Genomic DNA, 25,115 nt, shown 5'->3' on the forward strand with positions numbered 1-25,115 from the left:
GGTAGTGCTCCAGCGCAGCGTCGACGACTTAGCCATCCGCCTCGGGCGGCCCCTGTTGCTGGAGGACCGCTTCCAGCGCGTGATCGCCTACTCCGAGCAGGACGGCGCGATGGACGACATCAGGCGCGACTCGATCCTGCGCCGCCACACGACGCCCGAGGTGCGCGGGTTCCTGCACGCCGCGGGCATCCTGGAGGCCACCGAGCCGCTGCGCACCCCCGGCGCGCCCGCGCTCGGCCTGCTGCCCAGGGTCTGCGTGCCCGTGCGCCATGACGGCGCCCTCATGGGCTTCCTGTGGTTCATCGACGCGGGCCCCCGCCATGTCGGCCGCCGACATCGACGAGGCCAGGGCCTCCGCCGCCGCACTGGCGGTCGCGCTGTTCCACGAGAGCCTCGCCGAGCACCTGGCCTCGCACCGCGAGCTCGAGGCGGTCACGGGCGTGCTGGCCGGCGACCCCGGCGCCTCCCGCGCGCTGATCGAGGCGGGTTTCCCCCAGGCGCTCGCCGTCACGGCGCTGGTGGCGGCGCCTCTCGCCGCCGAGCCTTCCGAGGCGGCCAGGCTGGCGCTGGAGCAGGGCATGCTGACCGTACGGCGCCGCCTGGGCGGCCTGCACCTGGTGCGCTACGACCACGCCACGCTCCTGACCACCTCCCCTCCTCCCGCAGAGGAGGTGCACGCCGCGATGGCGCTTCCCGTGGTGGTCGGCGTCGGCCGTCCGAGGCCCTCGCTGGCCGAGGCCGACGCCTCCTACGCGGAGGCGCTGCACGCCGCCCAGGTGGCGGCCAGGGTGCCGGGTCTCGGCAGGACCGTGGAGTGGACGCGGCTCGGGGTCTACCGGATGCTGACCCACGTCCCGAGAGCCGACCTGCACCCTGGCCTCGAACGACTGCTCGCCGACGCCCAGCACCTGCCCCTGCTGGAGACCCTGGAGACCTACCTCGACCTGGCCGGCAGCGCCGTCGCCACCTCCCGCCGCCTGCGCCTGCACCGCACGTCGCTGTACTACCGGCTGCAGCGGGTGGAGGAGCTCGCCCAGACCGACCTGAAGGACGGCGGCGAGCGCCTCAGCCTCCATCTCAGCCTGAAGCTCGCCCGCCTGTCCGGCCGCTACCGCCCCCGCTCCTGACGCCGGCCTCCCGGGACCTCCGCCGCCTCTCCCGCCTGCGAGAACCCTCTCGCTCGGCGCCTTCCGATCAACGGTCGTGATTGATTTGCCACCGCGAGTGCCTTTTAATCACACAATGGGAGTGTTGACGCGGGGATTCGGCATGCGTCCGCCCGCGCCCGTCATCCTCCACTCCGCCCCTCTCGTGCTTCCCGTCGCCGCCCCTCCCCTGCGCGACGGCGCCGTGGTGGTCAGGGGCGAGCGCGTGCTCCAGGTGGGCCCGAGGCCCGACCTGCTCGCCCTCTTCCCCGTCGAGGAGGAGATCCGCTGGCCCGGCATGATCACGCCTGGGCTGGTCGACGCCTGCCGTACGGGGCCGCTGGGCCCGGGGGTGACGTGGGCGGCCGACGTGGGCGAGCACGACAGGCCGGGCGGCGTCACCTATCTCGAGGTCGGCTGCGCGAGCGAGCAGGCGTGGGAGGAGCGTGAGCGTGACGCGCTGATCACCGCCCTCCGCGAGCACGCGGGCCCTGTGGGGGTGGCGGCGCACGCGGCCGATCCACAGGTGCTGGAGGATCTGGCGGTGCTGGCACGGACGTTCGGGTTCCGGCTCATGGCCGACCTGCGCCGTCGCTCCCCCGCGGTGCTCGACGAGGCGGGCGTGCTCGGCCCGCACTGCCACCTCACCCGGCCCGGCCTGCTGGGGCCGGGCGAGCGCAAGCTGCTGCGCCTTCGCGGCTGCTCGGTCGCGCTGCCGGGTGGCGACGCCTCGGCGCTGGTCGAGGAGGGCAACCCGATCGCGATGGGCGGGCCTCCCCTGGCCGCGGCCAGGGCCGTACGGCAGGCCACCCGGCTGACGCGGCTGGAGCGGGTGCTCGTCGAGGCGGCGACCCTCGGAGGGGCGCGGGCGCTCGGCAGGGCGGCGGGGCCAGGCAGGATCGGCACGCTCGGACCCGGCAGCAGGGCCGATCTGGCCGTCTTCGACACCCGTGGGGGCCGTCACCCCTACGCGGCGCTGCTCGACCAGCCTCCGGTGCTCGGCACCGTGATCGGCGGCGCGCTCACCCCCGCGCCGTCCGGCGGGGCCGAGCGGCGCGAAGAGGCGGGCTGACGGCGCCTACGCCTGCTCCACCGTGCCGAGCAGCTCCCTCAGGGTCTCGCGCTGCTCCTGCGACAGCCCGCCGAACAGCTCGCGGGCGACCTCTCGCCTGGCCTGCCGCGCCTGCTCGTAGACCTCCTCGCCACGCGCGGTGATCAGCAACAGGGTGGAGCGGCGGTTGGCGGGGTCGGTCTCCCCGCGCGAGGCCGACCAGATCGTCGTGCTCGAGGCGGGGCGGATCGCCGAGCGCGGCACGCACGAGCAGCTCATGGCTCTGGACGGCCGGTACGCCGCGCTTGTCCATCGAGAGGATGTCCCAAACGTGAATCCGGTCACAACCGGAATCGGTTTCTAAACCCCTACGTTCCAAATCTCGCCACCCCCTTTCCCAAGAGATTGCACTTCCTTGCTGCTCAGCTCGCTCAAGCACCACAACTACCGACTCTGGGCCGGCGCCGATCTCGTCTCCGTGACAGGCACCTGGATGCAGGTGCTCGGCGTCAACTGGCTCATCCTGGAGGCCACGGGCTCGGCGACGAGCGTGGGTCTCAGCCTGGTCCTTCAGGCGCTTCCCACCCTCGCCTTCGGCCTGTGGGGCGGCGCGCTCGCCGACAGGCTGCCCGCCCGCCCGGTGGTGGTCGCCTCACAGGTCGCCCAGGGACTGCTGGCCGTCGTGCTCGCCGTCGTGGCGATGACGGGCGTCACCTCCGTCCTGCCCGTGTACGGCGTGGCGCTGGCGGGAGGGCTGGTCACCGCGCTCGGCGGCCCCGCGCTCGGCCGCTTCGGCGCCGAGGTCGTCCCGCCCGCCGACCTGCCCAACGCGATGGCGCTCGGCTCGGTCATCAACTCCGCGGGCCGCATCCTCGGCATGAGCCTGGCGGGTGTGCTGCTTCCCCTCACGGGCACGGGCGGCCTGTTCGTCATCAACGCCATCAGCTTCCTGGCCGTCATCGGCGCGCTCGCCGCGATGCGCGCTGGAGAGATGTACCTGCTCGCCAAGGCGCCGGCGGGCACCGGCGGCATCCGTGACGGCCTGCGTCACGTGCTGCGCACCCCCTGGCTGCTGGTGGTGCTCGCCCTCTCCCTCATCCTCGGCAGCCTCGGCCGCAACTACCAGGTGACGATGGCCTCGATGGCGGCCGGACCGCTCGGCGCGGGCGCGGTCGGCTACGGCCTGCTGTCCACGGTCTTCGCGGTCGGCACCGTGCTCGGCGGCATCTTCGCCGCGAGCAGGCCGCGGCTGACCATGCGCCTGCTACTGGTCATGGCCTTCCTCGCCAGCGTGGCCCAGGCGCTCAGCGGCCTGGTCCCCGGGCTGTGGCCCTTCGCCGCGCTGCTGCTGCCGATCGCCGCCGGCGCGGTCGTCATCGACACCACGATCGGCGCCAGGGTCCAGCTCGGCAGCCCCGACGAGCTGCGCGGCCGGGTCATCTCGGTGCTCGGCCTGGTGAGCGCGGCGGCAGGCGCGCTGGGCGGGCCGCTGCTCGGCTGGCTCAGCGACGCCATGGGCCCGCGCCTCGCGCTGCAGATCGGCGGTGTGAGCACCACGGCCGCCACCCTGCTCGCCGCGCTGGCGCTGGCCAGGGTGACGGGCATCAGGATCCTGCGCGCGAGGACCGCGTAAGGTCTGATCCGTGCAGAACACCCGATATGCCCGGTCCGGCATGGTGTGCAGTGTCGACCACCTCGCCTCCGCCGCAGGTCTGACCATGCTCGACCGCGGCGGCTCGGCCGCCGACGCCGCCATCGCCACCAACGCCGTCCTCGCGGTCACCGCCCCCCACATGTGCGGGCTCGGCGGGGACCTGTTCGCCCTCGTCCACGACGGCGGCTCCGGAGGCAGGGCCGAAGGCTCCGTCACCGCGCTCAACGCCTCGGGACGCGCGGGCTCGGGCGCCGACCCCGGCAGGCTGCGGGCCGAGGCCCACACCGTCATGCCCCTCCGCAACGACATCAGGTCGGCGCCGGTGCCGGGGGCCGTGGACGGCTGGCTCGCGCTGCACTCCAGGTACGGCAGGCTCCCGATGGCCACGGTCCTCGCCCCCGCGATCGACCTGGCCGCGCACGGCTTTCCCGTCTCACCCCTGCTGGCCCCCATCGCCTCGGCGCTGGCCCACCACCCCGACTTCGCCGCCGTCTCCTCGCCGGGACAGCTGATGACCAGGCCGGGCGTGGCCCGTACGCTCGAGGCGATCGCCTCCTCCGGCAGGGAGGGCTTCTACCAGGGCGAGTTCGGCCAGGGCCTGCTCGAGCTCGGCGCGGGCGAGTACGTCCCCGACGACCTGGCCAAGCCGACGGCCGACTGGGTGGAGCCGCTGCGCGTGCGGGCCTTCGGCCACGACGTGTGGTCCATGCCGCCCAACTCCCAGGGCTACCTGCTGCTGCTGTCGCTGGGCGTCGTCGACGGCCTCGACCTGCCTCCGACCCCCGATCACGCCCTCTGGGCGCACCTGCTGGGCGAGGCCGCCAGGATCGCCGGTCACGACAGGCTGTCGCTGCTGCACGAGCACGCGCGGGACCTGGTGTCGGAGACCGAGATCGCCAGGCGGCGCGCCATGGTCGACCCCACGGCCCGGCTCAGGGTGCGCGGGCTGACCGCCGAGGGCGACACGACCTACCTGTGCGCCGTGGACGGCGACGGCATGGGCGTCTCCCTCATCCAGTCGAACGCCTCTGGCTTCGGCAGCCTGCTGGTCGAGCCGCGCACCGGGATCAACCTGCACAACCGCGGCATCGGCTTCTCCCTCACACCCGGGCACCCGGCCGAGTACGGCCCTGGCCGCCGCCCTCCGCACACGCTCACCCCCGCCCTCATCACCAGGCAGGACGGCTCGCTTCGCTCGGTCGTGGGCACCATGGGCGGCGACGCGCAGCCCCAGATCCTGCTCCAGGTCATCACCCGCCTGCTCAGGCACGGCCAGACGCCGGGGCAGGCGATCTCGGCCCCGCGCTGGCGGCTGGGCACCGGCGGCACCGGCTTCGACACCTGGGACGCACCCGACGAGACCGTCATGGAGCTGGAGGAGGGCGCGGGCTGGGCCGACGGCCTGTCCGCGCTCGGACATCCGGTGGCGGGCATGCCGTACGGGACGGGATTCGGGCACGCCCACCTCATCGACGTCCTGCCGGACGGGGTTCTCGCGGGCGCGGCCGACCCGCGCGCCCGCATCGGCGCCGCGATTGGACGCTGACCCCCTGGGTAGCACCGGCTCCCATGGGAACCGACGTCATCACGATGATCACCAGTGACCACCGCGCGATCGAGGCGCTGTTCGAGCGGCTCAACAGCAGGCAGGGCGACCCCGAGGCCGACGTGGCCGAGCTGGCCGCCCTGCTCACCGCCCACGCAAGGGCAGAGGAGGACAGGGTCTACGCCGAGGTCCAGCCCTCCGAGGCGCACCACGGCGTGGAGGAGCACAAGGAGGCCGAGGTCCTCCTCGACGCGCTCAAGCACGCCACCCCCGGCACCCCTCAGTTCTCCGAGACCCTCGTCAAGCTCGTCGAGTCCGTGAAGCACCACGTCGAGGAGGAGGAGAGCGAGATCCTCCCCGCCCTTCGCGAGTCGCTCAGCCAGAAGCAGCTGGAGCAGCTGGGCAAGGCCTTCAAGGAGCGCAGGGAGAGCGAGCTGCTCGCCCTGCGCCCGCCCGCTCCCTCCAAGGAGGAGCTGTACAAGCAGGCGCAGGAGGCCGACATCCCCGGCAGGTCGACCATGGACAAGGATGAGTTGGCCGAGGCCGTCAAGAAGGCAAAGTCCTAGGGTTTCGGGCCTCGTGCGGGGTAGTGAGCCGCTATGACCGAAACACCGCCGGACCGCTACGGCATGAGCGACGAGCAGGAGATCGAGGTCGAGGAGTGGACCGACGACCTCGGCCAGAACCATGTGATCGAGGAGGACGACCCCCAGCACCAGGACACCGTGGCCGAGCGGCTGTGGCGGGAGGCCCCCGAACGGGAGAGAGCGCCCCGCGAGGAGCACAGGCTCCTCTCGCCCGACGAGGGCCTCGCGCCCGACGTCGAGAGCGAGGAGATCGGCGAGGACGTGGGGAGCGACTCGGGCGACCTGTCGGCAGAGGAGCGCGCCGTCCGCATCGACCCCGAGCAGCCGTGAGGACGCTGACGCCGGACCGGTTCCCACCGGTCCGGCGTCGGCGTGCTCGCCCCTGTACCCACATCGCGTAGGCGGGGCGGACGCGGCGCAGTGGGCGGCGGGCCGGCCTGGCCGCGCGGCGACCCGCTGCAGGCAACGTTCGCCTGCCCTTAAGGTCGGTCGTATGCGCTTTGGTGTGCTCGGCCCCGTGACAGCCTGGACCGACGAGGGACAGGTCGTCGCGATCCCGGGCCTGAAGGTGCGCGCGTTGCTGGCCGCCCTGCTCGCCGCCGACGGACGGGTGGTCTCCGCCGACCGGCTGGTCGACGACCTGTGGGGGGACGAACCTCCCGGCAACCCCTCGGCCGCTCTGCAGGTGCGGGTCTCGCAGCTGCGCCGCGCGCTGGAGGACGCCGAGCCAGGCGGTAAGAACCTCGTGCTCTCGCGCGCTCCCGGCTACGCGCTGCAGGCCGCCCCCGGCGCGGTCGACGCCGCCCGCTTCACGGCGCTGACCGAGGAGGGCAGGTGGGCGGAGGCCCTGGAACTGTGGCGGGGCGCCGCGTTCGCCGACTTCGCCGACTTCGAGTTCCTGAGGCCGGTGATCGCCCGACTGGAGGAGGCGCGCCTCAGCGCCGTCGAGGAGCTCGCCGAGGCGCGGCTGGCGGCGGGAGAGCCCGTCGAGGTGGCCGAACTCGTGGCCGCGCATCCGCTCAGAGAGCGGCTGCGCGCCGTCCACATGGCCGCCCTCTACCGGGCGGGACGGCAGAGCGAGGCGCTGGCCAGCTACGGCGAGCTGCGCGAGAGGCTCGCCGACGAGCTGGGCCTCGACCCCTCGCCCGCGCTGGCCGACCTGTACGCCCGCATCCTGCGCCAGGACCCCGCGCTGAGCGGCAGGGCCGAGCGCCCCGCGACGAACCTGCCGGCCGCCGTGAGCGATTTGATCGGGCGCGAGGAGGCGGTGGCCGAGGTGCGCGCCCTGCTGGACACGAGCAGGCTGGTCACGCTCACGGGCTCGGGCGGCGTGGGCAAGACGAGCCTGGCGCTGGAGGTCGGGCGGCGGCTCACAGGGGCACATCCCGACGGCGCGTGGCTGGTGGAGCTGGCGCCCTACGACCGGCTCACGCCGTCGCTCGCCGAGGCCGTGCTCGTCGCGCTCGACATCCGTGAGGACTCGGCGGGCACCATGGAGCGCCTGGTCGAGGCGTTGCGCGGGCGACGCCTGCTGCTGGTGCTCGACAACTGCGAGCACGTGGTCGAACAGGCCGCCCTGCTGGCGGAGACGCTGCTGCGTTCGGTGGAGGGCCTGCGCATCCTGGCGACGAGCCGGGAGCCGCTGAACGTGGCGGGCGAGGCGCTGTGGAGCGTGCCCGCGCTCGAGCTGCCCCAGGGCTCCGAGCTGTTCACGGTGGCCAAGGCCGACGCCGTGCGGCTGTTCATGGCCAGGGCCACCGCCTCAGCCAGGGGGTTCGCCCTCGACGAGGGCAACGCCGAGGCGGTCGCGCAGCTGTGCCGCAGGCTGGACGGCATCCCGCTGGCGCTCGAGCTGGCCGCCACCCGCGTCAGGGCGCTCGGTGTCCAGGAGCTCGTGGCCAGGCTCGACGACAGGTTCAAGGTGCTGGCCGGCTTCCAGCGCGGCGCTCCCGCCCGGCAGCAGACGCTGATGGCGATGATCGACTGGAGCTGGACCCTGCTCACCGACGACGAGCGGGTCGTGCTGCGCCGCCTGGCCGTCCATGCCGACGGCTGCACGCTGGAGGCCGCCGAGGCGGTGTGCGCGCAGGACGGCGTCGACGTGCTCGACACGCTCGCGCGGCTGGTCGACAGATCGCTGGTGGTGGTCGTGGAGGGACCTTCGGGGGTGCGCTACCGGCTGCTGGAGTCGGTGACGGCCTACTGCCTGCACCGCCTGGACGACGCGGGCGAGGCCGTACGGATACGGCAGGCGCACGCCGGCTACTACACCGCGCTCGCCGTACGGGCCGAGTCGTATCTGCGCGGGCCCGAGCAGGCGCGCTGGATGCGGCGGCTGGACGCCGAGGCGGCCAACCTGAGGGCCGCGCTCGACGCCGCCCCCGTGGCCGACGCCCTGCGGCTGGTGAACGCCCTGGCCTGGTACTGGTTCCTGCGCGGCAGGCTCGGCGAGGCACGTCGCTCGCTGCAGGCCGCGCTCGCGGCCGCCCAGGCCGCTCAGACGGGACAGGCCGCTCAGACGGGACAGGCCGCTCAGGCCGCTCAGGCGGGTCAGGCCGTGGGGGGCGACGCCTCCGCCGCCGACAGGGCGAGGGCGCGGGCCTGGAGCGCGGGGTTCGCGCTGCTGCTCGGCGAGGACGTCGACTGGAAGCAGGCCCTGGATCTCGCCGATCCCGCCGACCGGGCCAGGGCGGAGTGGTTCGTCTCCCTCGGCATCGCCGACCTGCCGACCTCGCGCGCCCTGGTCGACAGCGCGCTGGAGACCTTCCGCGAGGTGGGCGACAGGTGGGGCGTGGCGGCGGCGCTGAGCAGGCACGCCCGCGACGCCTTCACCCTGCGCGACCTGGAGGCCCTCGAGCGCGACGGCGGCGAGAGCGCCGCGCTGTTCGCCGAGCTCGGCGACAGCTGGGGACGGCTGCAGGCCACCGAGTGGCTCGGCGGGCTGGCCGAGATCCACGGCGACATCGAGGCGGCCACCCGGCTGTTCACCGAGGACCTGCGCATCGCCGAGGAGCTCGGCCTGTGGCCCGATGTCGTGGGCAGGCTGTCGTGGCTGGGCTGGATGGCCATGAACGAGGGCGACCACGACGCGGCGATGGACCACTGCGGCCAAGCGCTCAAGCTGGCCACGGGGCAGGGCTACCGCGAGGGACAGATCTTCGCCGAGATGGGTCTCGGCTTCTCCGCCCGCAGGGCGGGCAGGCTGGATCTGGCGCGCACCCACCTCGACCGGCTGCTCGACGGCGTCCCGAGGGACGGCGAGCCCCCGCTGTTCCTGCCCACGACACTCGTGGAGCTGGGCTTCGTCCACGAGCTGCGGGGCGACGCCGAGGGCGCGCGTGAGCTGTTCCTCGAGGCGTTCGCCGCCGCCAGGAGGATCGGTGACCCCCGCACGACGGCGCTCACGGTCGAGGGGCTCGCCGCCGCGTCAGGGCCGCAGGAGGGCGCGAGGCTGCTCGGTCTGGCCGCGTCGGCCAGGCTGGCGCACCGCACCCCCGCCAGCCGTACAGAGGAGGACGAGGTGCGGCGCATCACCGCGAGGATCGAGGCCGCGCTCGGCCCCGAGGCGTTCGCCGCCGCCTACGCCGCCGGCTGCGAGCTGACCTTCGACGACGTGGCCAGGGACACGGCGGCCTGAGACGACACGCCCTGAGACGACGCCGCCTGAGACGACACGCCCTGAGACGACGCGGCCTGAACGGCCAGGTGCTCGGCCAGGCGCTCGAAGAACTCCAGCCATCCCGCCCTGGCCTGCTCGGCGTGCTCCTGGTCGGTGTTGACGCCGAACTGGTGGAAGCGCATCGTGGTGCCGCCGCCCTCGCCCTCGTCCAGGGTGAGGGTCACCACCGAGGCCGGGGCGTCGCCGGGGTTGTCGGGGTCGCCGGTGGTGAAGACCAGCCTGCCGGGGCCCGCGACCTCGCGGTAGGCGCCCTGGAGGGTGACCTCGAAGCCCTCGTCGCCGACCAGCGTGGCCTGCCAGGCGCCGCCCGGCCTGACGTCCAGGGCCACGCGGTCGGCGGGGGTGGTGAAGATGCGGGGGCCGAACCAGCGGGCGAAGCGCCCGGGGGTGGTCCAGGCGGCGTACACCTGCTCGCGGGGGGCGTCGAGGTGAAGGACGATCTCGTACTCGGCGGTCTGCGTCATGGCCGGCCTCTCAGGGGCTCGAAGGTGGATCACTTCCGACGTGACCCACAGTGCTCCTCGCCCCTTACGATCGCCTTCCGGTGGCCTTAAGGCCTGCCTGCCTCGTTCAGTGCGCGCACGGCGGGCAGCACGCCGTACAGGTCGTCGATGATCACGTCCGCCGCGGCGGCCTCGGGCCTGTCGGCGTGCAGGTGGCCCCACGGGCCCCTGCGCAGCAGCGCGGTGCGCATCCCCGCGCGCGCGGCGGGCAGCACGTCGTTGTCGAACCTGTCGCCGACGTAGAGGATCTCACCGGGCTCCCTGCCCGCCACCGCGGCGACCTTGGCGAAGAACTCGGGGGCCGGCTTGGCCACGCCCCAGCCGTCGGAGGTGTGGATGGAGTCGGCCGGCAGGTCCATGGCCACCAGCGCGTCGTAGGCCCTGGTGGGCTGGTTGCCCGCGATGACCACCTGGACACCCGCCTGCCTGAGGCCGTCCAGGGCCTCGCGCACGTCGGGGTAGAGGTCGTCGGCGTCGAAGTGGTTGCGCAGGCTCTCGGGCTCGTCGCGCGCCCATGCCGCGATCTCGGCCTCGAGGTCGAAACCGGGTCGCAGGATCTGGAAGCTGTCGCGGTGGGAGCGGTCGAGCGCGGCCATCCCGCCGAGCACGCCCATGAACGTCAGCCGGGTCACGCCCAGCCTGTCGGCCCAGCGCGACCAGATGCGCGTCTCGTCGATCAACGTCTCGCCGACGTCGAACACCACTGCCCTGACCACCATCGATCCTCCCTGATCCGCCCCAACTCTACGGTCTCGCCGTCGCGGGCGGCCGAGGGGGCGGTCAGCGCGGCGATCGCGGGGATCGGGAAGAGCAGCAGGTAGAGGTTGGGGATCCACCAGGCGAGCGAGAAGTCACCGCGAAGGGTCCAGAACGCGATCGCCATCAGCCCCGAGGCCATGGTCAGCACCAGCGAGACCAGCATGAGACCGGCGCCGCGCGCGCCGCCCGTCCTCAGCAGCCACAGGCTCGTCAGGCCCGTGGCGCTGGCCAGGAGGTCGATCCAGAGAAAGGACCAGTTCCAGTCGGCCATGAGCGGGTTGCCGTAGTCGGCGAAGGCCCACTCCGGCGGGATCAGCCCCAGTCCCGTGACCGAGAAGTAGACGACGAACCCGAGGTCCGTCACGAGCATGAGGGCCTTAGTCGCGCGCAGCACGGTCGATCGCCTCCATGAGGTAGCGGCGGGTGCTCGCGTGCAGTCCGGGTGCGGGCTCGCCGAGGCCGAGCAGCCTGACGGCCCACCATCCGTCGACCGCCAGCCGTACGACGGTCGCGGCGGCCGGGTCGATGCCGTCGTCGACCAGCCGCGCCTGCCACGCGGCGAACCGCCCGCGCAGCGGTTCAAGGCCCGCCGGATCGACCAGCACGCCCGCCAGCAGCGCCGCCGTCACCCTGTCGGCGGGCGCGGCGGTGTGGTCCTCGGGGATCGTCGCCGCGACGTAGGCGCGCAGGAAGTCCCCCGGCTCGCTGCCCGCGCCGGCCAGGGCGGCGTCGAAGGCGGAGGTGAGCCTGTCGACCATGGCGGCCACCATGGCCTGCTTGGTCGGGAAGTGGTAGAAGAGGCCGCCCTTGGACACCCCCGCGCGCTTGGCCACGGCCTCCAGCGTCAGCGATTCGGCTCCGTCGGTGAGCAGCACCTCGGCGGCCGCGTCGAGCAGCCGCTCTCTCGAACTGGGTCTTGGCACGCCTCGAAACTATACCGGTCAGCCGGTGCACTTTGGAGGGAGATCTTGCCAGGGGCATCCCGATCATCGACATTGCGCTAGTAGCCCCCCTGCAACGGAGGACCCGCGTGCCACAGTTACGAGCCGCCCTCGTCGCGTTAGCCCTCGTGGCGACGACCGCCCCACCAGCCCATGCCGCCACCCTCACGATCGCCGGCGACCGCTCGCAGCCGGTCTTCTCCTACGCCGACGCCATCCGCGAGCACGTCTACGTGGAGGCGCCGATCGACAGCGACGCCGACGGCCGCCTCGACAGGGTCAGGGTGGACATCATCCGCCCGAGGACCGCGGACCGGATCCCCGTGATCATCGACGAGAGCCCCTACTACGACAACTCGGGCAGAGGCAACGAGAGCGAGCGCAAGGTCTACGACGCCGAGGGCAACCTGGCGAAGTTCCCTCTGTTCTACGACAACTTCTTCGTCCCGAGGGGCTACGCGGTACTCAACGTCGACATGCTCGGCACCACCAGGTCCGACGGTTGCCCGGCCACGGGAGGTCAGGCCGACGTCGTCGGCGGCAAGGCGGTCATCGACTGGCTGAACGGCAGGGCCCCCGCCTACCGCGCCGACGGCACGCCCGCCCACGCCACCTGGACCACGGGCAAAGCCGCCATGATCGGCAAGTCGTACGACGGCACGCTGGCCAACGCCGTGGCCGCCACCGGGGTCGAGGGGCTGGAGACGATCGTCCCGATCTCGGCGATCAGCTCGTGGTACCGCTACCAGCGCTCGGGCGGCGTCGTCTACTCCTACGACTACGCCTCATGGCTGGCCAACGTGGTCGACACCGACCCCGACGCCAAGTGCGCGGCCGTACGGGCGGACATGGACGCGCGCGACGGCGACGACACGGGCGACTACAACCCGTTCTGGGCCGAGCGCGACTACGAGAAGGACGTCGCGAACGTGAAGGCCAGCGTGTTCGTGGTCCACACGGTCAACGACCTCAACGTCAAGCCCGACAACTTCTCCGCCTGGTGGAAGGCGCTGGGCAGCAGGGGCGTGCCGCGCAAGATCTGGGTCGGCCAGTACCAGCACGTGGACCCCTTCGACTTCGAGGGCCGCCGCGGCCCTGTGGGTGGACACGCTGCACCAGTGGTTCGACCACTGGCTGCTCGGGGTCGACAACGGGATCATGAGCAAGCCCCGCGCCGACGTGCAGGTCGGCCCCGCGCAGTGGATCACCCAGCGGGACTGGCCCGCGCGCGGGGCGATGAGGGTGCCGCTGCGGCCCTCCGCCGACGGCTCACTCGGCCTGCTGCCGGCCCGCAGAGGCGCGACGGCGGCCTTCACCGACGTACGGATGCCCGAGACCGAGATGGTCGCCGACGTCGGCACCGCCAAGCCGGGCAGGCTCGCCTTCACCACCGGCGCGCTCCCCCTCGACCTGCGCCTGTCCGGCACGCCGGTGGTCGACCTGCGCCTCGCGCTGGATCGGCCGACCGCGAACCTGACCGCGCTGCTCGTCGACTTCGGCGACGACACCCGCCTCGACTGGCGGCGCGGCCAGGGCATCACCACGCTCGCCGAGGAGGACTGCCACGGCGAGTCGACCGCCGCCGACGACGGCTGCTACCGCAAGGTCGCCACGAACCTGGCCACCCGCCCGCTGGAGATCGTCGCCCGCGGCTGGCTCGACGTGCAGAACCGCGACTCGCTGTCCTCGCCCAGCCCGCTGACGCCTGGCGCCTTCACCCAGGTCGAGTGGGAGACCCTGCCGCACGACTACGTCTTCAAGAAGGGTCACAGGCTCGCCCTGGTGATCGCGGGCACCGACTCCACCTACAGCGGCGAGCGCGCCACCGGTGCGGCCGTCACGGTCGATCTGGCCAGGAGCAAGGTGACCGTGCCCTTCGCGCTCAGCGCGCCGCTGGCGGAGGTGCCCACCGGCCCCTCCACGTGGCGCGGCCCGCAGGAGGTGGAGCTGCCGACGCCGGAGCACGCCTTCCACTAGCGAACTAGTCCCACCAGAACGACCAGCAGAACTGTCCCCTGATCTGTTCGGCGTAGCCGTACAGGTCGCCCGCGCCCTGGACGACGTTGTCGGGACAGAACGCCCAGTGCTCGGCCGCGACGTGGATCGCGTGCTCGGGGCTGACCGGCGGCGCGGCCACACTCAGCTCCAGCGTGTTGAACCCCAGCGCGACCACGCGCGCGCCGAAGCGCTCCTCCCAGCTGCGCACGACCGCGGCCAGCGGCACCATCCACTCGTTGTGGTGCAGCGCCCCCTGCCAGCCCATCACCGCCAGCGCGTCGGCGCCCCTGCGCGCGGCCGCCAGTCCGAGCGGCATGCCGCGCTCGCCCAGCACGCCCGCGTACCAGTCGGCGACCGATCCGGGATCGGCTCGCAGCTCCCCAGGCTCGGCCAGACCGGGGCACAGCGGCCCGAACGGCTCGATCTCGGCCAGCGACTCCACCGGCACCTGCGCGACCCAGTCTCGCCACACCTCGCTCATGAACCCGGCGGCGGTGAAGGTGTCGATGAGATCGGGCGAGTCGGGCGCGACCTGCGCGGACGACCACGGCTGCGCCGACTCGTCCAGCAGCACGGGCCACAGACCCGAACGCGGATGCTCGGCCCGCATCGCCGCCCACAGCCCGTCTCGCGCGGGCTCGTCGCTCATCCAGAAGGCCGGGCGCCTGGCGGGCTGCTCCGGCCACACGACGTCGCCCGCGGGCAGCTCGAAGGAGAGCGACCGCCCGCGGCCGCCGTCCTCGAACAGCCGGCAAAGACTCGCCGGTAGCTGGTGAGTGTTCATGTCTCGGAAGATGGTAGTCCCCCGGGACTTTTGTCCTGAGGGACACGGGATCGATGAATCTTCTGCGCAGGTCGCGGCTGCGCGAGCCTCGAGTCATGAGGATTCTGCTCGCTCTCGCGTTCCTGCTGACGGGGTGCGCCGCCGTCGACGACCCCACGGTGGTGGAGACCGCCTCGGGCCCCGTCAGGGGCACCGTCACCGGCGCCCACCGCCTCTTCCAGGGCATCCCGTACGCCACCGCGGCCCGATGGGAGTCGCCCCGCCCGGCGAAGGCGTGGAAGGACGTGCGGGACGCCACCAAGCCTGGCGCGATGTGCCCCCAGGTGGGCTCCGACTACGCCAAGATCACCAGCTCCACGGAGGACTGCCTGTTCCTCAACGTCACGACGCCCCGCGAGCCCGGCGGCGGGCGCCCCGTCATGGTGTGGATCCACGGCGACGGCGCGCTGGGCGCGGGCCACCTCACCGACGCCCGCAGGATCGCCGCGAAGGGCGTGGTCGTGGTGACGATCAACTACCGCCTCGGCGTCTTCAGCGGGTTCGGCTTCCCCGGGCTCGCGGACTCTGGCACCTACGGCCTCCAGGACCAGCAGGAGGCGCTGCGCTGGGTGCGCCGCAACGCCGCGGCCTTCGGCGGCGACCCGGGCAACGTCACGGCGTTCGGCGTCTCCTTCGGCGCGCTGGCCATCGGCGGCCACCTCACCTCGCCCGGCGCGAAGGGCCTGTTCCAGCGCGCCATCATGCAGAGCGGCGAGACCATGATGGACATGCCCGCGGGCGCCATGATCCCCGGCCTGCCGGCGCAGCCGTCCTTCGCATGGCGCTCCCGTGCCGACGCCGAGGCGGTCGGCGCGCACTACGCGGCCCAGCTCGGCTGCTCCGACCTGGCGTGCCTGAGAAGGCTGCCGGTGGAGAGGATCCTCGCGGTGCCGCAGATCATGAACGCCTTCCAGGTCTACGTCCACGGCAACAGGGTCCTGCCCGAGATCCCCTCCAAGGCGGTCGAGGAGGGCCGCTTCCACCGGGTGCCGGTGCTGGCGGGGGCGACCAAGGACGAGCACCGCATCTTCGTCGGGCTGGCGGGCGGGAAGGTCGACTATCCGGAACTGGCCGAGGCGGCCTTCCCGGGCAAGGACGTGCTGAAGGAGTACCCGCCCGGCGACGACCCCGCGCTCGCGTGGGCCCAGGTGATCACCGACAGGATGTGGGCGCGCGGCACCCACGCCCAGAACACGGCGCTGGCCAGGCACGTGCCCGTCTACGGCTACGAGTTCGCCGACAGGGACGCGCCGATGTTCCTCGACATCGGCAGCGACGGCTTCGACTGGGGCGCCTACCACGCCGCCGAGCTGGCCTACCTGTTCGAGGAGAGGCGGGCGAAGCTGGAGCCGGCGCAGCGGCGCCTGGCCGACCAGATGGTGGGGTACTGGACCGCCTTCGCCCGCAAGGGCGACCCGAACGGGGCGGGCCTTCCCGCGTGGCCCACGCTGAAGGGGGGCACGCAGTCGCTCGCGCCGGGCAGGATCGAGCAGATCGACTACGCGGCCGAGCACAACCTGGCGTACTGGAGGTGACGATGAGACCCGGTCCCTCGGCGTTCTACGTCTGGATCGCCGTGGCCTGGTTCCCCGCCTACGACCTGCTCAGGCAGCCGTCGTGGGTGGGGGCGCTCGGTCTGGCGGTCTTCGCGGCCGCCTACCTGGCCGCGATCCGGATGGCGTTCGGCGAGGGGCCGGCGTGGGCGCCGCTGGTGGTGCTGGCGGCGGTGACCTTCGCGCTCGGCATGGCCTACGGCGGCAAGTGGCTCTACCTCTGCCCGCTGGTGTCGATGGCGTGCGGCGTGGTGGTGCGGGGTCGGGCGGTGCCGTACGCGCTGGCGGGGGTGACGGTGGTCTCGATGCTGGTGACGCTGCGGTCCGGCGGCGGAGAGGACGCGGTGGCCGCGGTGGCCTGGGGGACCTTCGTCGCAGGGGTCGTCGTGCACGTCACGCTGAAGCTGTTCGAGGCCAGGGAGGAGCTGGCCAGGGCGGCCGTGCTGAGGGAGCGCGAGCGCTTCTCCCGCGACCTGCACGACCTGCTCGGGCACACGCTGTCGCTGGTGGTGGTCAAGGCCGAGGCGGTGCGCAGGCTCGCCACCCGCGACGCCGACGCCGCCGCGCGGCAGGCGGGCGACATCGAGCAGATCGGGCGCAGGGCGCTGGCGGAGGTCCGCTCGGCCGTGGCGGGCTATCGGGGGCGCGGCCTGGCCGACGAGCTGGCCGCCGCCCGCCTGGCCCTGGAGGAGGCGGGGGTGCGGGCGGAGGTCATGCTGGAGGAGGCACGGCTCTCGCCCGACGCGGACGCGTTGCTGGGCTGGGCCGTCAGGGAAGGGGTGACGAACGTGATCAGGCACGCGCGGGCGACCGGTTGCGCCATCACACTCAGGGACGAGGGGGAGCGCGTGCTGCTCGAGATCGCCAACGACGGCGCGGCCCAGGCCTTCACGAGGGGGAACGGGCTGAAGGGCCTGGCCGAGCGGGGCGCGGCCGTCGAGGCGCGCGCCGAGGACGGCAGGTTCGTGCTCACGGTGGCGGTGCCGAAGTGATCAGGGTGCTCATCGCCGAGGACCAGGGCATGATGCGCGACGCGCTGGCGCTGCTGCTCGGCCTGGAGGACGACATCGAGGTGGTGGCGCAGGTGGCCGACGGCTCGGCGATCGTCGCCGCCGCCGAGCGGGTAGGCCCCGACGTGGCGCTGCTCGACATCGAGCTGCCGGGCCGCAGCGGGCTCGACGCCGCCGCCGACCTGCGCGGCAAGGGCATCGTGGTGCTGATCCTCACCACCTTCGGCAGGCCCGGATACCTGCGCAGGGCCATGGAGGCGGGCGCGGCGGGGTTCCTGGTGAAGGACGCGCCCGTCGAGGAGCTGGCCGCGGCGATCAGGCGCGCCGTGGCGGGCGAGCGGATCGTGGACCCCGCGCTGGCCGCCGCCGCGCTCAACGCGGGCCCGAGCCCGCTGACCGACAGGGAGCGCGACGTGCTGGCCGCCGCGATCGACGGCTCCACCATCGCCGATCTGGCCACCAGGCTGCACCTGTCGGAGAGCACGGTGCGCAACCACCTGTCGTCGGCCATCGGCAAGACGCACACCAGGAACCGGATCGAGGCCGCTCGCATGGCGCGGCACAATGGGTGGTTGTGACCTCCTACGACGCGGTTCTCAGCGACCTCGACGGCGTGCTGCGCCAGTTCGACCACGTGGCCCAGGCCGACATCGAGGCCCGCTACGGCCTGCCCCTGATGAAGACCGCCTTCGCGCCCGAGCGCATCCTGCCGGCCACGCTCGGGCAGATCACCGAGGCGCAGTGGGTCGAGTCCGTCGCGCTCGCGCTCGGCGGCGACGAGCGGGCCCGCCAGGCCGTCGCCGAGTTCGCCGAGGTCTCCTTCTGGGTCGACGAGGAGGTCAGGGCGCTGCTGGCCAAGGCGCAGGAGCGGGTTCCTCTCGTCCTGCTGACCAACGCCATGGACACGCTCGAGGAGCACCTCGACCGTCTCGGCCTGACCTACTTCGCCGACGCCGTGGTCAGCAGCGCGCGGGTCGGCCTGGCCAAGCCCGACCCGCGCATCTACGAGCTGGCCGCCCAGGTGGCCGGCGTCGCCCCCTCGCGCTGCCTGTTCATCGACGACAGGCTGGAGAACGTCGAGGCCGCCAGGGCGCTCGGCATGATCGGGATCCACTTCACCGAGGCGGGTGACCTGGCGAGGGCGCTCAGCCTCTAGCCATGTCGAAGAAGCGCTTCTCCAGCTCGACCGCCCTGTGGAAGACGCTCAGCACCTCCTGGCGGTGGTCCTCGTCCAGGCCGGGCCCGAGCCTGTCGAGCTCGCCGCGCAGGAAGTCGACCCACTGCCTGAACTCGGGGCCCTCGTGCAGCTCGATCCACTCGCGGTGGACGAAGTTGTCGGGGTAGGGCTGGGTGGCGCGCGAGGCCCAGCCGAGGTAGGTCCACTCGGCCACGCACAGGACCGCCACGATCAGCACGTAGTCCTGGCTGGTCCTGGCCTCGTCCATCAGCGTGCGGAAGTCCTCGGTGACCGGCTCGAGGACCGTCGCGCCCGTGCCCGCTCCGAGGGCGTCGAGCGCGCGGTGGAAGTAGGTCTTCTCCTCCGTCGTGGCCACCTGCCCGAGGAAGCGGCCGTACGGCACCCGCGCCTCGAAGCTGTCGGCGCAGGCCACCGCGGCGCCGAGCAGCGCGGTGAAGGTGTCGACGAACTGGTAATCCTGGCTCAGGTAGCGCCGCATGTCGTCGTCGGGCACCGTGCCCTTGGTGATCGCCTCCGCGAACGGGTGGGTGACCACCTCGGTCCAGGTGGGTTCGCACCGGGCGCGCAGCCACTCGCTGAAGTTTCCCTCGCTCACGCCCGCACCTTACCCACATCTCGGGTCCCTGAGCGTCCCGGGTGTCCGGTACGGCCCGCGCCTGCCGTACCGGACGGTCCCGTGGCGTTTCCTCAGTAGCCGTAGCCCGAGCTCGGGCTGGCGGCGGGCGCGGGCGCGCCCGTGGAGGGCGCCTTCGTCGAGGGAGCGGTCGAGGGGGCCGGCCGGCGGGCGCGGTCGCCGGTGGGGCGCAGCAGGCCGAGCAGGCCGTGCTGGGCCCCGTCGATGCCCGCGGCGAACCAGAGGGCGTTCTCGCCGCCGTTGGCCGCGGTGCCTGGCTCCAGGTCCCACAGGCCGGGCAGCACGATCGCCCGCCCGCCCGCGTCGCGCAGCGGGCCGAGGTGACGGCCGTTCCTGAAGGCGTGGATGCGGCCGTCGCCGAAGTTGCCGACCAGTGTCGCCCCCGCGTACTGCCCGAAGCCTCGCGGCGCGACGGTCACCGCCCACGGCGCGTTGAGCGGCCCGCGGGCGGCGAGCCGTCCGGTGAAGCGGCCGGAGGCGTCGAAACGGCTGACGAACCCCTTCCCCCTGCCCGCCACCGACTTGCCCGTGGACGCGTCGCGCAGGGCGTACGACACCCAGACCGCACCGCGGGCGACCGAGACGTTGAACGGCGCGTAGCCCGAGGGCATGGAGGGGTCGGCGAACTGGCGGCGGTCCAGCCGTACCCGCCTGAAGTCGTCGTCGAAGACGTGCACGCGCCCACCCGCGAAGTCGGCGGCCAGCAGGAACGCGCCCTCCTCCGTCCGCATCATGGCCAGGCCCTTGTAGTCGGCGCCCCTGGAGAAGGCGGCGATGACGGCGTTCTTGGCGTCTGCCTCGGCGTTCCACCCGCTGATGGCGCCGCTGGGGCTGGCGAAGACGAACGTGGCGGGCCTGCCCTTGACGGTGAAGCCCTCGGTCGGGTTGAAGACCTGGCCGGTGGGCGCTCCACCCGGCACGACGACCTCGGTGGCCTCCTTCCTGCCCTCGCCCGAGTAGACGGTGGCGACGCCGGTGCCCGTGGCCGAGACCCACAGGGTCTTGCCCATGGCCAGGCCCCACGGGTTGACCAGCTTGGGATCGGTGGTGCGCGCCTTGCCCTTGACGTCGGAGACCAGGTTGACGACGTCGAACCTGGTCTGGTGACGCGCGGCCGCGGCGGGGGCCGTGGTGCCGAGGATGAGCGCCGCTGCGCAGAGTATGACGATGCGTGGCCGCATCCTGCCTCCTTGGTATGTGCGCTTGTGAAGCGAGGTACGCGGCCGGGCGGCGTCGGGTTCATCCCGACTTTTCCAGGGCAGGTCTGGGGGCATGGACGTTCTCGGCATCGACATCGGCGGTTCCGGCATCAAGGGCGCACCCGTCGACCTGGAGAAGGGCCGGCTGTCGGCCGAGCGGCTGCGCATCCCCACGCCGCAGCCCGCCAAGCCCGACGGCGTCGCCGAGGTGGTGGCGCAGATCGTCAAGCACTTCGAGTGGAAGGGCCCCTTCGGCGTCACCTTCCCCGGCGTGGTCGTCGACGACGTCGTGCGCACCGCCGCCAACGTGCACCACTCGTGGGTGGGCGTCGACGCGGCCCAGCTGTTCGGCGGGGCGACGGTGCTCAACGACGCCGACGCCGCGGGCCTGGCCGAGATGAGGTACGGCGAGGGCAGGGGCCGCAAGGGCACCGTGCTCATGCTGACCTTCGGCACCGGCATCGGCAGCGCCCTGTTCGTGGACGGCGTCCTGGTGCCCAACACCGAGCTCGGCCACCTGGAACTGCACGGCAAGGACGCCGAGCACCGCGCATCCGACCGGGCACGCGAGGATCACGATCTGTCGTGGGACAAGTGGGCCGAGCGCGTCGAGGAGTACCTGAGGCACGTGGAGATGCTCTTCTCCCCCGCCCTGATCGTGCTGGGCGGCGGGGTGAGCAAGAAGGCCGACAAGTTTCTGCCGCACGTGAAACTCGACACCCCTGTCGTCCCCGCCGCGCTGCAGAACGAGGCGGGCATCATCGGCGCCGCCCTGGCTACCCGCGAGGGGTCGCAGGCGCTGCCCACCTGAACGACCCGGCGCCGTCGGGCGGCCTGCTCCGAAGGCCGCCCCTGGCGCGGGGCGCCGCTGCCCGTCCGGCGGTGCGGGCGGAAATTGAGATGCGGGTTCGGGAATGAGTCGGGCACGATGGGCCGTTGGTCCGCATGCATATCCTGATAGCAGTATGGGAACGCCTTCCTTGACCTCCTCGCTCACCGAGCTCCACTCACGCCTGCCCGAACTGATGCCGCGCGACCAGCGGCGGCTTCGGCGCAGGCTCGACGGCGCGCGCCGAGTACGCTCCCGCGAGGCGCAGCAGAAGATCGCCGCCGAGATCCTCGCCGACGTCGAACGCGCCGAGCAGCGCGTGACCCGCCGCCGCGAGGTGGTCCCCGTCGTGAGGTATCCGGAGAACCTGCCGGTCTCGCAGCGCAAGGACGACATCCTCGAGGCGATCCGCGACAACCAGGTCGTGATCATCGCGGGCGAGACCGGCTCGGGCAAGACCACCCAGATCCCGAAGATCTGCCTGGAGCTGGGCAGGGGCGTGCGCGGCGTCATCGGCCACACCCAGCCGCGCAGGATCGCCGCGCGCACGGTGGCCGAGCGCATCGCCGAGGAGCTCGACACCACGCTCGGCGACGTCGTCGGCTACAAGGTGCGCTTCACCGACAAGGCCAACGACTCCACGCTGGTCAAGCTGATGACCGACGGCATCCTGCTGGCCGAGCTGCAGAACGACAGGCTGCTGGAGCAGTACGACACGCTGATCATCGACGAGGCGCACGAGCGCAGCCTCAACATCGACTTCATCCTCGGCTACGTCAAACAGCTGCTGCCCAGGCGCCCCGACCTCAAGGTCGTCATCACCAGCGCCACCATCGACCCCGAGCGCTTCTCGCGCCACTTCGACGACGCGCCGATCATCGAGGTGTCGGGGCGCACCTACCCCGTGGAGGTGCGCTACCGGCCGCTGGGCGAGGACGACGACCAGACGCAGGGCATCGTCGACGCCTGCAAGGAGCTCGTGCTGGAGGGCCAGGGCGACATCCTGGTGTTCCTGTCGGGCGAGCGGGAGATCCGCGACACCTTCGACGCGCTGACCAAGGCCGAGTTCCGCAACACCGAGGTCCTTCCGCTGTACGCGCGGCTGTCGGCGGCCGAGCAGCACAGGGTCTTCCAGTCGCACACCGGCCGCAGGATCGTGCTGGCCACCAACGTGGCCGAGACCTCGCTGACCGTGCCCGGCATCAAGTACGTCGTGGATCCCGGCTTCGCGCGCATCTCGCGCTACAGCCACCGCACCAAGGTGCAGCGCCTGCCGATCGAGGCGATCTCGCAGGCCTCGGCCAACCAGCGCAAGGGCCGCTGCGGCCGTACCTCCGACGGCATCTGCGTCCGCCTGTACGAGGAGGAGGACTTCCTCGCCAGGCCGGAGTTCACCGATCCCGAGATCCTGCGCACGAACCTGGCCAGCGTCATCCTGCAGATGACCACGATCGGCCTGGGCGACATCGCGGCCTTCCCCTTCGTGGAGCCGCCGGACCAGCGGCAGGTGCGCGACGGCGTCAACCTGCTGCAGGAGCTCGGCGCCTTCGACGCCGCAGGCGGCCTCACCGCCATGGGGCGCAAGCTGGCCAACCTGCCCGTCGACCCGCGCCTGGCGCGCATGGTGCTGGAGGCGGAGAAGAACGGCTGCGTGCGCGAGGTGATGGTGATCGCCTCCGCGCTGTCCATCCAGGACCCTCGCGAGCGCCCCTCCGACAAGCAGCAGCAGGCCGACGAGAAGCACCGCCGCTTCGCCGACCCCGAGTCCGACTTCCTGTCCTACCTCAATCTGTGGAACTACCTGAAGGACAAGCAGAAGGAGCTGTCCTCCAGCGCCTTCAGGCGGATGTGCCGCTCGGAGTTCCTCAACTACCTGCGGGTGCGCGAGTGGCAGGACATCTACAGCCAGCTGCGCCAGGCGCTCGGCGCCGTGCCGAACAGCCAGGCCGCCTCGCCGTACCAGATCCACGTCTCGCTGCTGGCCGGGCTGCTGTCGCACCTGGGCGTCAAGGACGTCGTCGACAAGAAGGCCGTCGAAGGGCGCAGGCCCATCCAGGAGTACATCGGGGCGCGCAACGCGCGCTTCGCGATCTTCCCCGGCTCGGCTCTGGCCAGGAAGCAGCCCGCGTGGGTGATGTCGGCCGAGCTGGTGGAGACCAGCAGGCTGTGGGCGCGGGTCAACGCCAGGATCGAGCCCGACTGGGTGGAGCCGCTGGCCCAGCACCTGATCAAGCGCACCTACTCCGAGCCGCACTGGGAGAAGAAGCAGGGCGCGGTCGTCGCCATGGAGAAGGTCACGCTGTACGGCGTGCCGCTCGTCGTCGGCCGCAAGGTCGGCTACGGCAGGATCGACCCCGAGCTGTCGCGTGAGCTGTTCATCAGGCACGCCCTCGTCGAGGGCGACTGGGACAGCCACCACGCCTTCCTGAAGGAGAACCGCAGGCTGCTCGGCGAGGTCGAGGAGCTGGAGAACCGCGCCCGCCGCCGCGACATCATGGTCGACGACGAGGCGCTGTTCGACTTCTATGACCAGCGGGTGCCGGCCGACGTGGTCTCGGCGGCGCACTTCGACTCCTGGTGGAAGAGGCAGCCCGACAAGGCGCTGCTGACGTTCTCGCCCGAGATGCTGGTCAACGAGGGCGCCGACGTCAGCACCCGCGACTATCCCGACACCTGGCGCCAGCTCGGCCAGCGGATGAAGCTGACCTACCAGTTCGAGCCCGGCACCGAGGCCGACGGCGTCACCGTGCACATCCCGCTGCAGGTGCTCAACCAGGTCAACGCCGACGGCTTCGACTGGCAGATCCCCGGCCTGCGCGAGGAGCTGGTCACCGCGCTGATCAGGTCGCTGCCCAAGAACATCAGGCGCAACTTCGTGCCCGCGCCCAACTACGCCAAGCAGGTGCTCCAGCACGTCAAGGCGGGCGGCGAGCCGCTGCTCGAGGCGCTGGAGCGCGAGCTGCTGCGGCTGACGGGCGTGCGGGTGCCGCGCGAGGCGTGGCAGCTCGACCAGCTGCCCGACCACCTGCGCGTCACCTACCGGGTGATCGACGAGCGCAAGCGGACGGTCGCCGAGGACAAGGACCTCGACGCGCTCAAGAGACGTCTGGCTCCCAAGCTGCGCCAGACGCTCTCGCAGGCGGGAGACGGCCTGGAGCGCACCGGCCTCACCACGTGGAGCGTCGGGACCCTGCCCAAGGTGTTCGAGCAGGGCCGGATGAAGGGCTACCCCGCCCTGGTCGACGCGGGCTCCTCGGTCTCGGTGAAGATCTTCGAGACGCAGGCCGAGCAGCGCAGGTCCATGTGGCTCGGCACCAGGCGGCTGCTGCTGCTCAACGTCACCTCGCCCGCCAAGTCGCTGCTCGGCGGCCTGTCCAACCAGGCGAAGCTGGCTCTGTCGCGCTCGCCTCACGGCGGCGCGGTGGCGCTGTTCGAGGACGTGGTCAACGCCGCGGTCGACAAGCTGATGCGCGACGTCGGCGGCCCCGCGTGGGACCCTGTCTCCTTCGACCGCCTCTACCAGCACGTCCGCGCCGAGCTGTACGACACCTCCAGGGAGATCCTGGCGAAGGTCGAGCAGATCCTGGCCGCCTGGCACGAGGTCAACCTCAAGCTCGGCGCGCTGCGCTCCGACGCCTCGACCGAGGACGTCAGAGACCAGATGGGCAAGCTGATCTTCCCCGGCTTCATCACCGCCACCGAGGCGAGCCGCCTGCCTGACATCTCCCGCTACATCAGGGCGATCGACCGGCGTCTCGCCAAGCTCCCCGAGGAGCCGTGGCGCGACGTGGAGTGGATGGACAAGGTGCACAAGGTCGAGGACGACTACCTCGACGTGCTCGACAAGCTCCCTCCCGCCCGCCGCGGCGACCCCGACGTGCGGGAGATCCGCTGGATGATCGAGGAGCTGCGGGTCAGCTTCTTCGCCCAGACCCTCGGCACCCCGACCCCCATCTCGGAGAAGCGCATCACCAAGGCTCTGGAGAAGCTCCTCCCCTGAGGCCTA

The 25,115-nt window shown here is 72.2% G+C and carries 23 protein-coding genes and 1 pseudogene; 15 read left to right on the plus strand and 9 right to left on the minus strand.

Going from position 1 to position 25,115, the window contains the following annotated elements; all coding sequences use genetic code 11:
- Positions 1 to 87: 87 nt before the first annotated feature.
- Positions 88 to 285 carry a hypothetical protein gene (locus FHR33_RS13160; RefSeq protein WP_183646608.1) on the minus strand — a complete coding sequence of 66 codons (198 nt, stop codon included), beginning with the start codon at positions 283 to 285 and terminating at the stop codon, positions 88 to 90.
- Between the two features lie 35 nt (positions 286 to 320).
- Here FHR33_RS13160 and FHR33_RS13165 point away from each other — a divergent pair, with 35 nt between their 5' ends.
- Both FHR33_RS13165 and FHR33_RS13170 read left to right on the plus strand, forming a co-directional pair.
- Positions 321 to 1,127 carry a PucR family transcriptional regulator gene (locus FHR33_RS13165; RefSeq protein ID WP_183646611.1) on the plus strand — a complete coding sequence of 269 codons (807 nt, stop codon included), beginning with the start codon at positions 321 to 323 and terminating at the stop codon, positions 1,125 to 1,127.
- Positions 1,128 to 1,242: 115 nt separating this feature from the next.
- Complete coding sequence (locus FHR33_RS13170) at positions 1,243 to 2,217, plus strand: amidohydrolase family protein (protein ID WP_183646614.1); 975 nt, start codon at positions 1,243 to 1,245, stop codon at positions 2,215 to 2,217.
- A gap of 6 nt (positions 2,218 to 2,223) precedes the next feature.
- Here FHR33_RS13170 and FHR33_RS13175 read toward each other — a convergent pair whose 3' ends face one another.
- Positions 2,224 to 2,460 carry a MarR family winged helix-turn-helix transcriptional regulator gene (locus FHR33_RS13175; RefSeq protein WP_183646617.1) on the minus strand — a complete coding sequence of 79 codons (237 nt, stop codon included), beginning with the start codon at positions 2,458 to 2,460 and terminating at the stop codon, positions 2,224 to 2,226.
- Positions 2,461 to 2,611: 151 nt separating this feature from the next.
- Here FHR33_RS13175 and FHR33_RS13180 point away from each other — a divergent pair, with 151 nt between their 5' ends.
- The 5 genes from FHR33_RS13180 to FHR33_RS13200 all read left to right on the plus strand — a co-directional run bounded on the left by FHR33_RS13180 (position 2,612) and on the right by FHR33_RS13200 (position 9,620).
- Positions 2,612 to 3,829: an MFS transporter gene (locus FHR33_RS13180; protein ID WP_221241078.1), complete on the plus strand. Its 1,218-nt coding sequence runs from the start codon at positions 2,612 to 2,614 to the stop codon at positions 3,827 to 3,829.
- Between the two features lie 10 nt (positions 3,830 to 3,839).
- A complete protein-coding gene (locus FHR33_RS13185; protein ID WP_183646620.1) occupies positions 3,840 to 5,396 on the plus strand; it encodes a gamma-glutamyltransferase family protein in 1,557 nt (518 codons plus the stop codon).
- 23 nt (positions 5,397 to 5,419) lie between these two features.
- Positions 5,420 to 5,962, plus strand: a complete 543-nt coding sequence (locus tag FHR33_RS13190) for a hemerythrin domain-containing protein (RefSeq protein WP_183646623.1) — start codon at positions 5,420 to 5,422, stop codon at positions 5,960 to 5,962.
- Positions 5,963 to 5,995: 33 nt separating this feature from the next.
- The gene (locus tag FHR33_RS13195) at positions 5,996 to 6,313 is read left to right on the plus strand and encodes a DUF5709 domain-containing protein (RefSeq protein ID WP_183646626.1); all 318 of its coding nucleotides are present in this window, start codon (positions 5,996 to 5,998) and stop codon (positions 6,311 to 6,313) included.
- A 163-nt stretch (positions 6,314 to 6,476) separates the two neighbouring features.
- Positions 6,477 to 9,620, plus strand: coding sequence for an AfsR/SARP family transcriptional regulator (locus FHR33_RS13200; RefSeq protein ID WP_183646629.1), 3,144 nt, complete (start codon positions 6,477 to 6,479; stop codon positions 9,618 to 9,620).
- On the opposite strand, the gene FHR33_RS13205 is transcribed toward FHR33_RS13200, so the two are convergent.
- The 4 genes from FHR33_RS13205 to FHR33_RS13220 all read right to left on the minus strand — a co-directional run bounded on the left by FHR33_RS13205 (position 9,563) and on the right by FHR33_RS13220 (position 11,847).
- Complete coding sequence (locus FHR33_RS13205; protein WP_183646631.1) at positions 9,563 to 10,126, minus strand: SRPBCC family protein; 564 nt, start codon at positions 10,124 to 10,126, stop codon at positions 9,563 to 9,565. The two genes, FHR33_RS13200 and FHR33_RS13205, sit on opposite strands and share 58 nt — an antisense overlap.
- An 86-nt stretch (positions 10,127 to 10,212) precedes the next feature.
- Positions 10,213 to 10,884, minus strand: a complete 672-nt coding sequence (locus FHR33_RS13210; protein ID WP_183646634.1) for an HAD family hydrolase — start codon at positions 10,882 to 10,884, stop codon at positions 10,213 to 10,215.
- Complete coding sequence (locus tag FHR33_RS13215) at positions 10,842 to 11,318, minus strand: DUF5360 family protein (RefSeq protein ID WP_183646637.1); 477 nt, start codon at positions 11,316 to 11,318, stop codon at positions 10,842 to 10,844. Before FHR33_RS13215 ends, FHR33_RS13210 begins: the two co-directional genes overlap by 43 nt.
- Complete coding sequence (locus tag FHR33_RS13220; RefSeq protein WP_183646640.1) at positions 11,302 to 11,847, minus strand: TetR/AcrR family transcriptional regulator; 546 nt, start codon at positions 11,845 to 11,847, stop codon at positions 11,302 to 11,304. Before FHR33_RS13220 ends, FHR33_RS13215 begins: the two co-directional genes overlap by 17 nt.
- Before the next feature lie 302 nt (positions 11,848 to 12,149).
- Here FHR33_RS13220 and FHR33_RS50160 point away from each other — a divergent pair.
- Both FHR33_RS50160 and FHR33_RS50165 read left to right on the plus strand, forming a co-directional pair.
- Positions 12,150 to 12,869: pseudogene (locus FHR33_RS50160) on the plus strand (CocE/NonD family hydrolase); the annotation flags it as partial.
- A gap of 97 nt (positions 12,870 to 12,966) precedes the next feature.
- Positions 12,967 to 13,842 (plus strand): CocE/NonD family hydrolase C-terminal non-catalytic domain-containing protein, encoded by an 876-nt coding sequence (locus FHR33_RS50165; protein WP_312895512.1) that lies wholly within the window; start codon positions 12,967 to 12,969, stop codon positions 13,840 to 13,842.
- Positions 13,843 to 13,846: 4 nt separating this feature from the next.
- Here FHR33_RS50165 and FHR33_RS13230 read toward each other — a convergent pair whose 3' ends face one another.
- Positions 13,847 to 14,647, minus strand: coding sequence for a DUF4253 domain-containing protein (locus tag FHR33_RS13230; protein ID WP_183646642.1), 801 nt, complete (start codon positions 14,645 to 14,647; stop codon positions 13,847 to 13,849).
- Positions 14,648 to 14,742: 95 nt separating this feature from the next.
- Here FHR33_RS13230 and FHR33_RS13235 point away from each other — a divergent pair, with 95 nt between their 5' ends.
- Genes FHR33_RS13235 through FHR33_RS13250 form a run of 4 tightly spaced genes read left to right on the plus strand, consistent with a single transcriptional unit; the run spans position 14,743 to position 18,405 of the window.
- A complete protein-coding gene (locus tag FHR33_RS13235) occupies positions 14,743 to 16,221 on the plus strand; it encodes a carboxylesterase/lipase family protein (protein ID WP_183646645.1) in 1,479 nt (492 codons plus the stop codon).
- Between the two features lie 2 nt (positions 16,222 to 16,223).
- Positions 16,224 to 17,231 (plus strand): sensor histidine kinase, encoded by a 1,008-nt coding sequence (locus FHR33_RS13240; protein WP_183646648.1) that lies wholly within the window; start codon positions 16,224 to 16,226, stop codon positions 17,229 to 17,231.
- On the plus strand, positions 17,228 to 17,827 hold the full coding sequence (locus FHR33_RS13245) for a response regulator transcription factor (protein WP_183646651.1): 600 nt from the start codon (positions 17,228 to 17,230) through the stop codon (positions 17,825 to 17,827). The genes FHR33_RS13240 and FHR33_RS13245 overlap by 4 nt, the downstream gene beginning before the upstream one ends.
- Positions 17,824 to 18,405: an HAD family hydrolase gene (locus FHR33_RS13250; protein ID WP_221241080.1), complete on the plus strand. Its 582-nt coding sequence runs from the start codon at positions 17,824 to 17,826 to the stop codon at positions 18,403 to 18,405. Before FHR33_RS13245 ends, FHR33_RS13250 begins: the two co-directional genes overlap by 4 nt.
- On the opposite strand, the gene FHR33_RS13255 is transcribed toward FHR33_RS13250, so the two are convergent.
- On the minus strand, positions 18,395 to 19,042 hold the full coding sequence (locus tag FHR33_RS13255; protein ID WP_183646657.1) for a TenA family protein: 648 nt from the start codon (positions 19,040 to 19,042) through the stop codon (positions 18,395 to 18,397). The genes FHR33_RS13250 and FHR33_RS13255 overlap by 11 nt on opposite strands.
- 92 nt (positions 19,043 to 19,134) lie before the next feature.
- Positions 19,135 to 20,262 (minus strand): TIGR03118 family protein, encoded by a 1,128-nt coding sequence (locus FHR33_RS13260; RefSeq protein WP_183646660.1) that lies wholly within the window; start codon positions 20,260 to 20,262, stop codon positions 19,135 to 19,137.
- A gap of 91 nt (positions 20,263 to 20,353) precedes the next feature.
- On the opposite strand from FHR33_RS13260, the gene ppgK reads away from it, so the two are divergent.
- On the plus strand, positions 20,354 to 21,091 hold the full coding sequence (ppgK, locus tag FHR33_RS13265; RefSeq protein WP_183646665.1) for a polyphosphate--glucose phosphotransferase: 738 nt from the start codon (positions 20,354 to 20,356) through the stop codon (positions 21,089 to 21,091).
- A 154-nt stretch (positions 21,092 to 21,245) separates the two neighbouring features.
- The gene (hrpA, locus tag FHR33_RS13270; RefSeq protein ID WP_183646667.1) at positions 21,246 to 25,109 is read left to right on the plus strand and encodes an ATP-dependent RNA helicase HrpA; all 3,864 of its coding nucleotides are present in this window, start codon (positions 21,246 to 21,248) and stop codon (positions 25,107 to 25,109) included.
- The last annotated feature ends 6 nt before the right edge of the window (positions 25,110 to 25,115 follow it).

The organism is Nonomuraea dietziae (genome assembly GCF_014195505.1).
GTDB classification, from domain to species: Bacteria; Actinomycetota; Actinomycetes; order Streptosporangiales; family Streptosporangiaceae; genus Nonomuraea; species Nonomuraea roseola.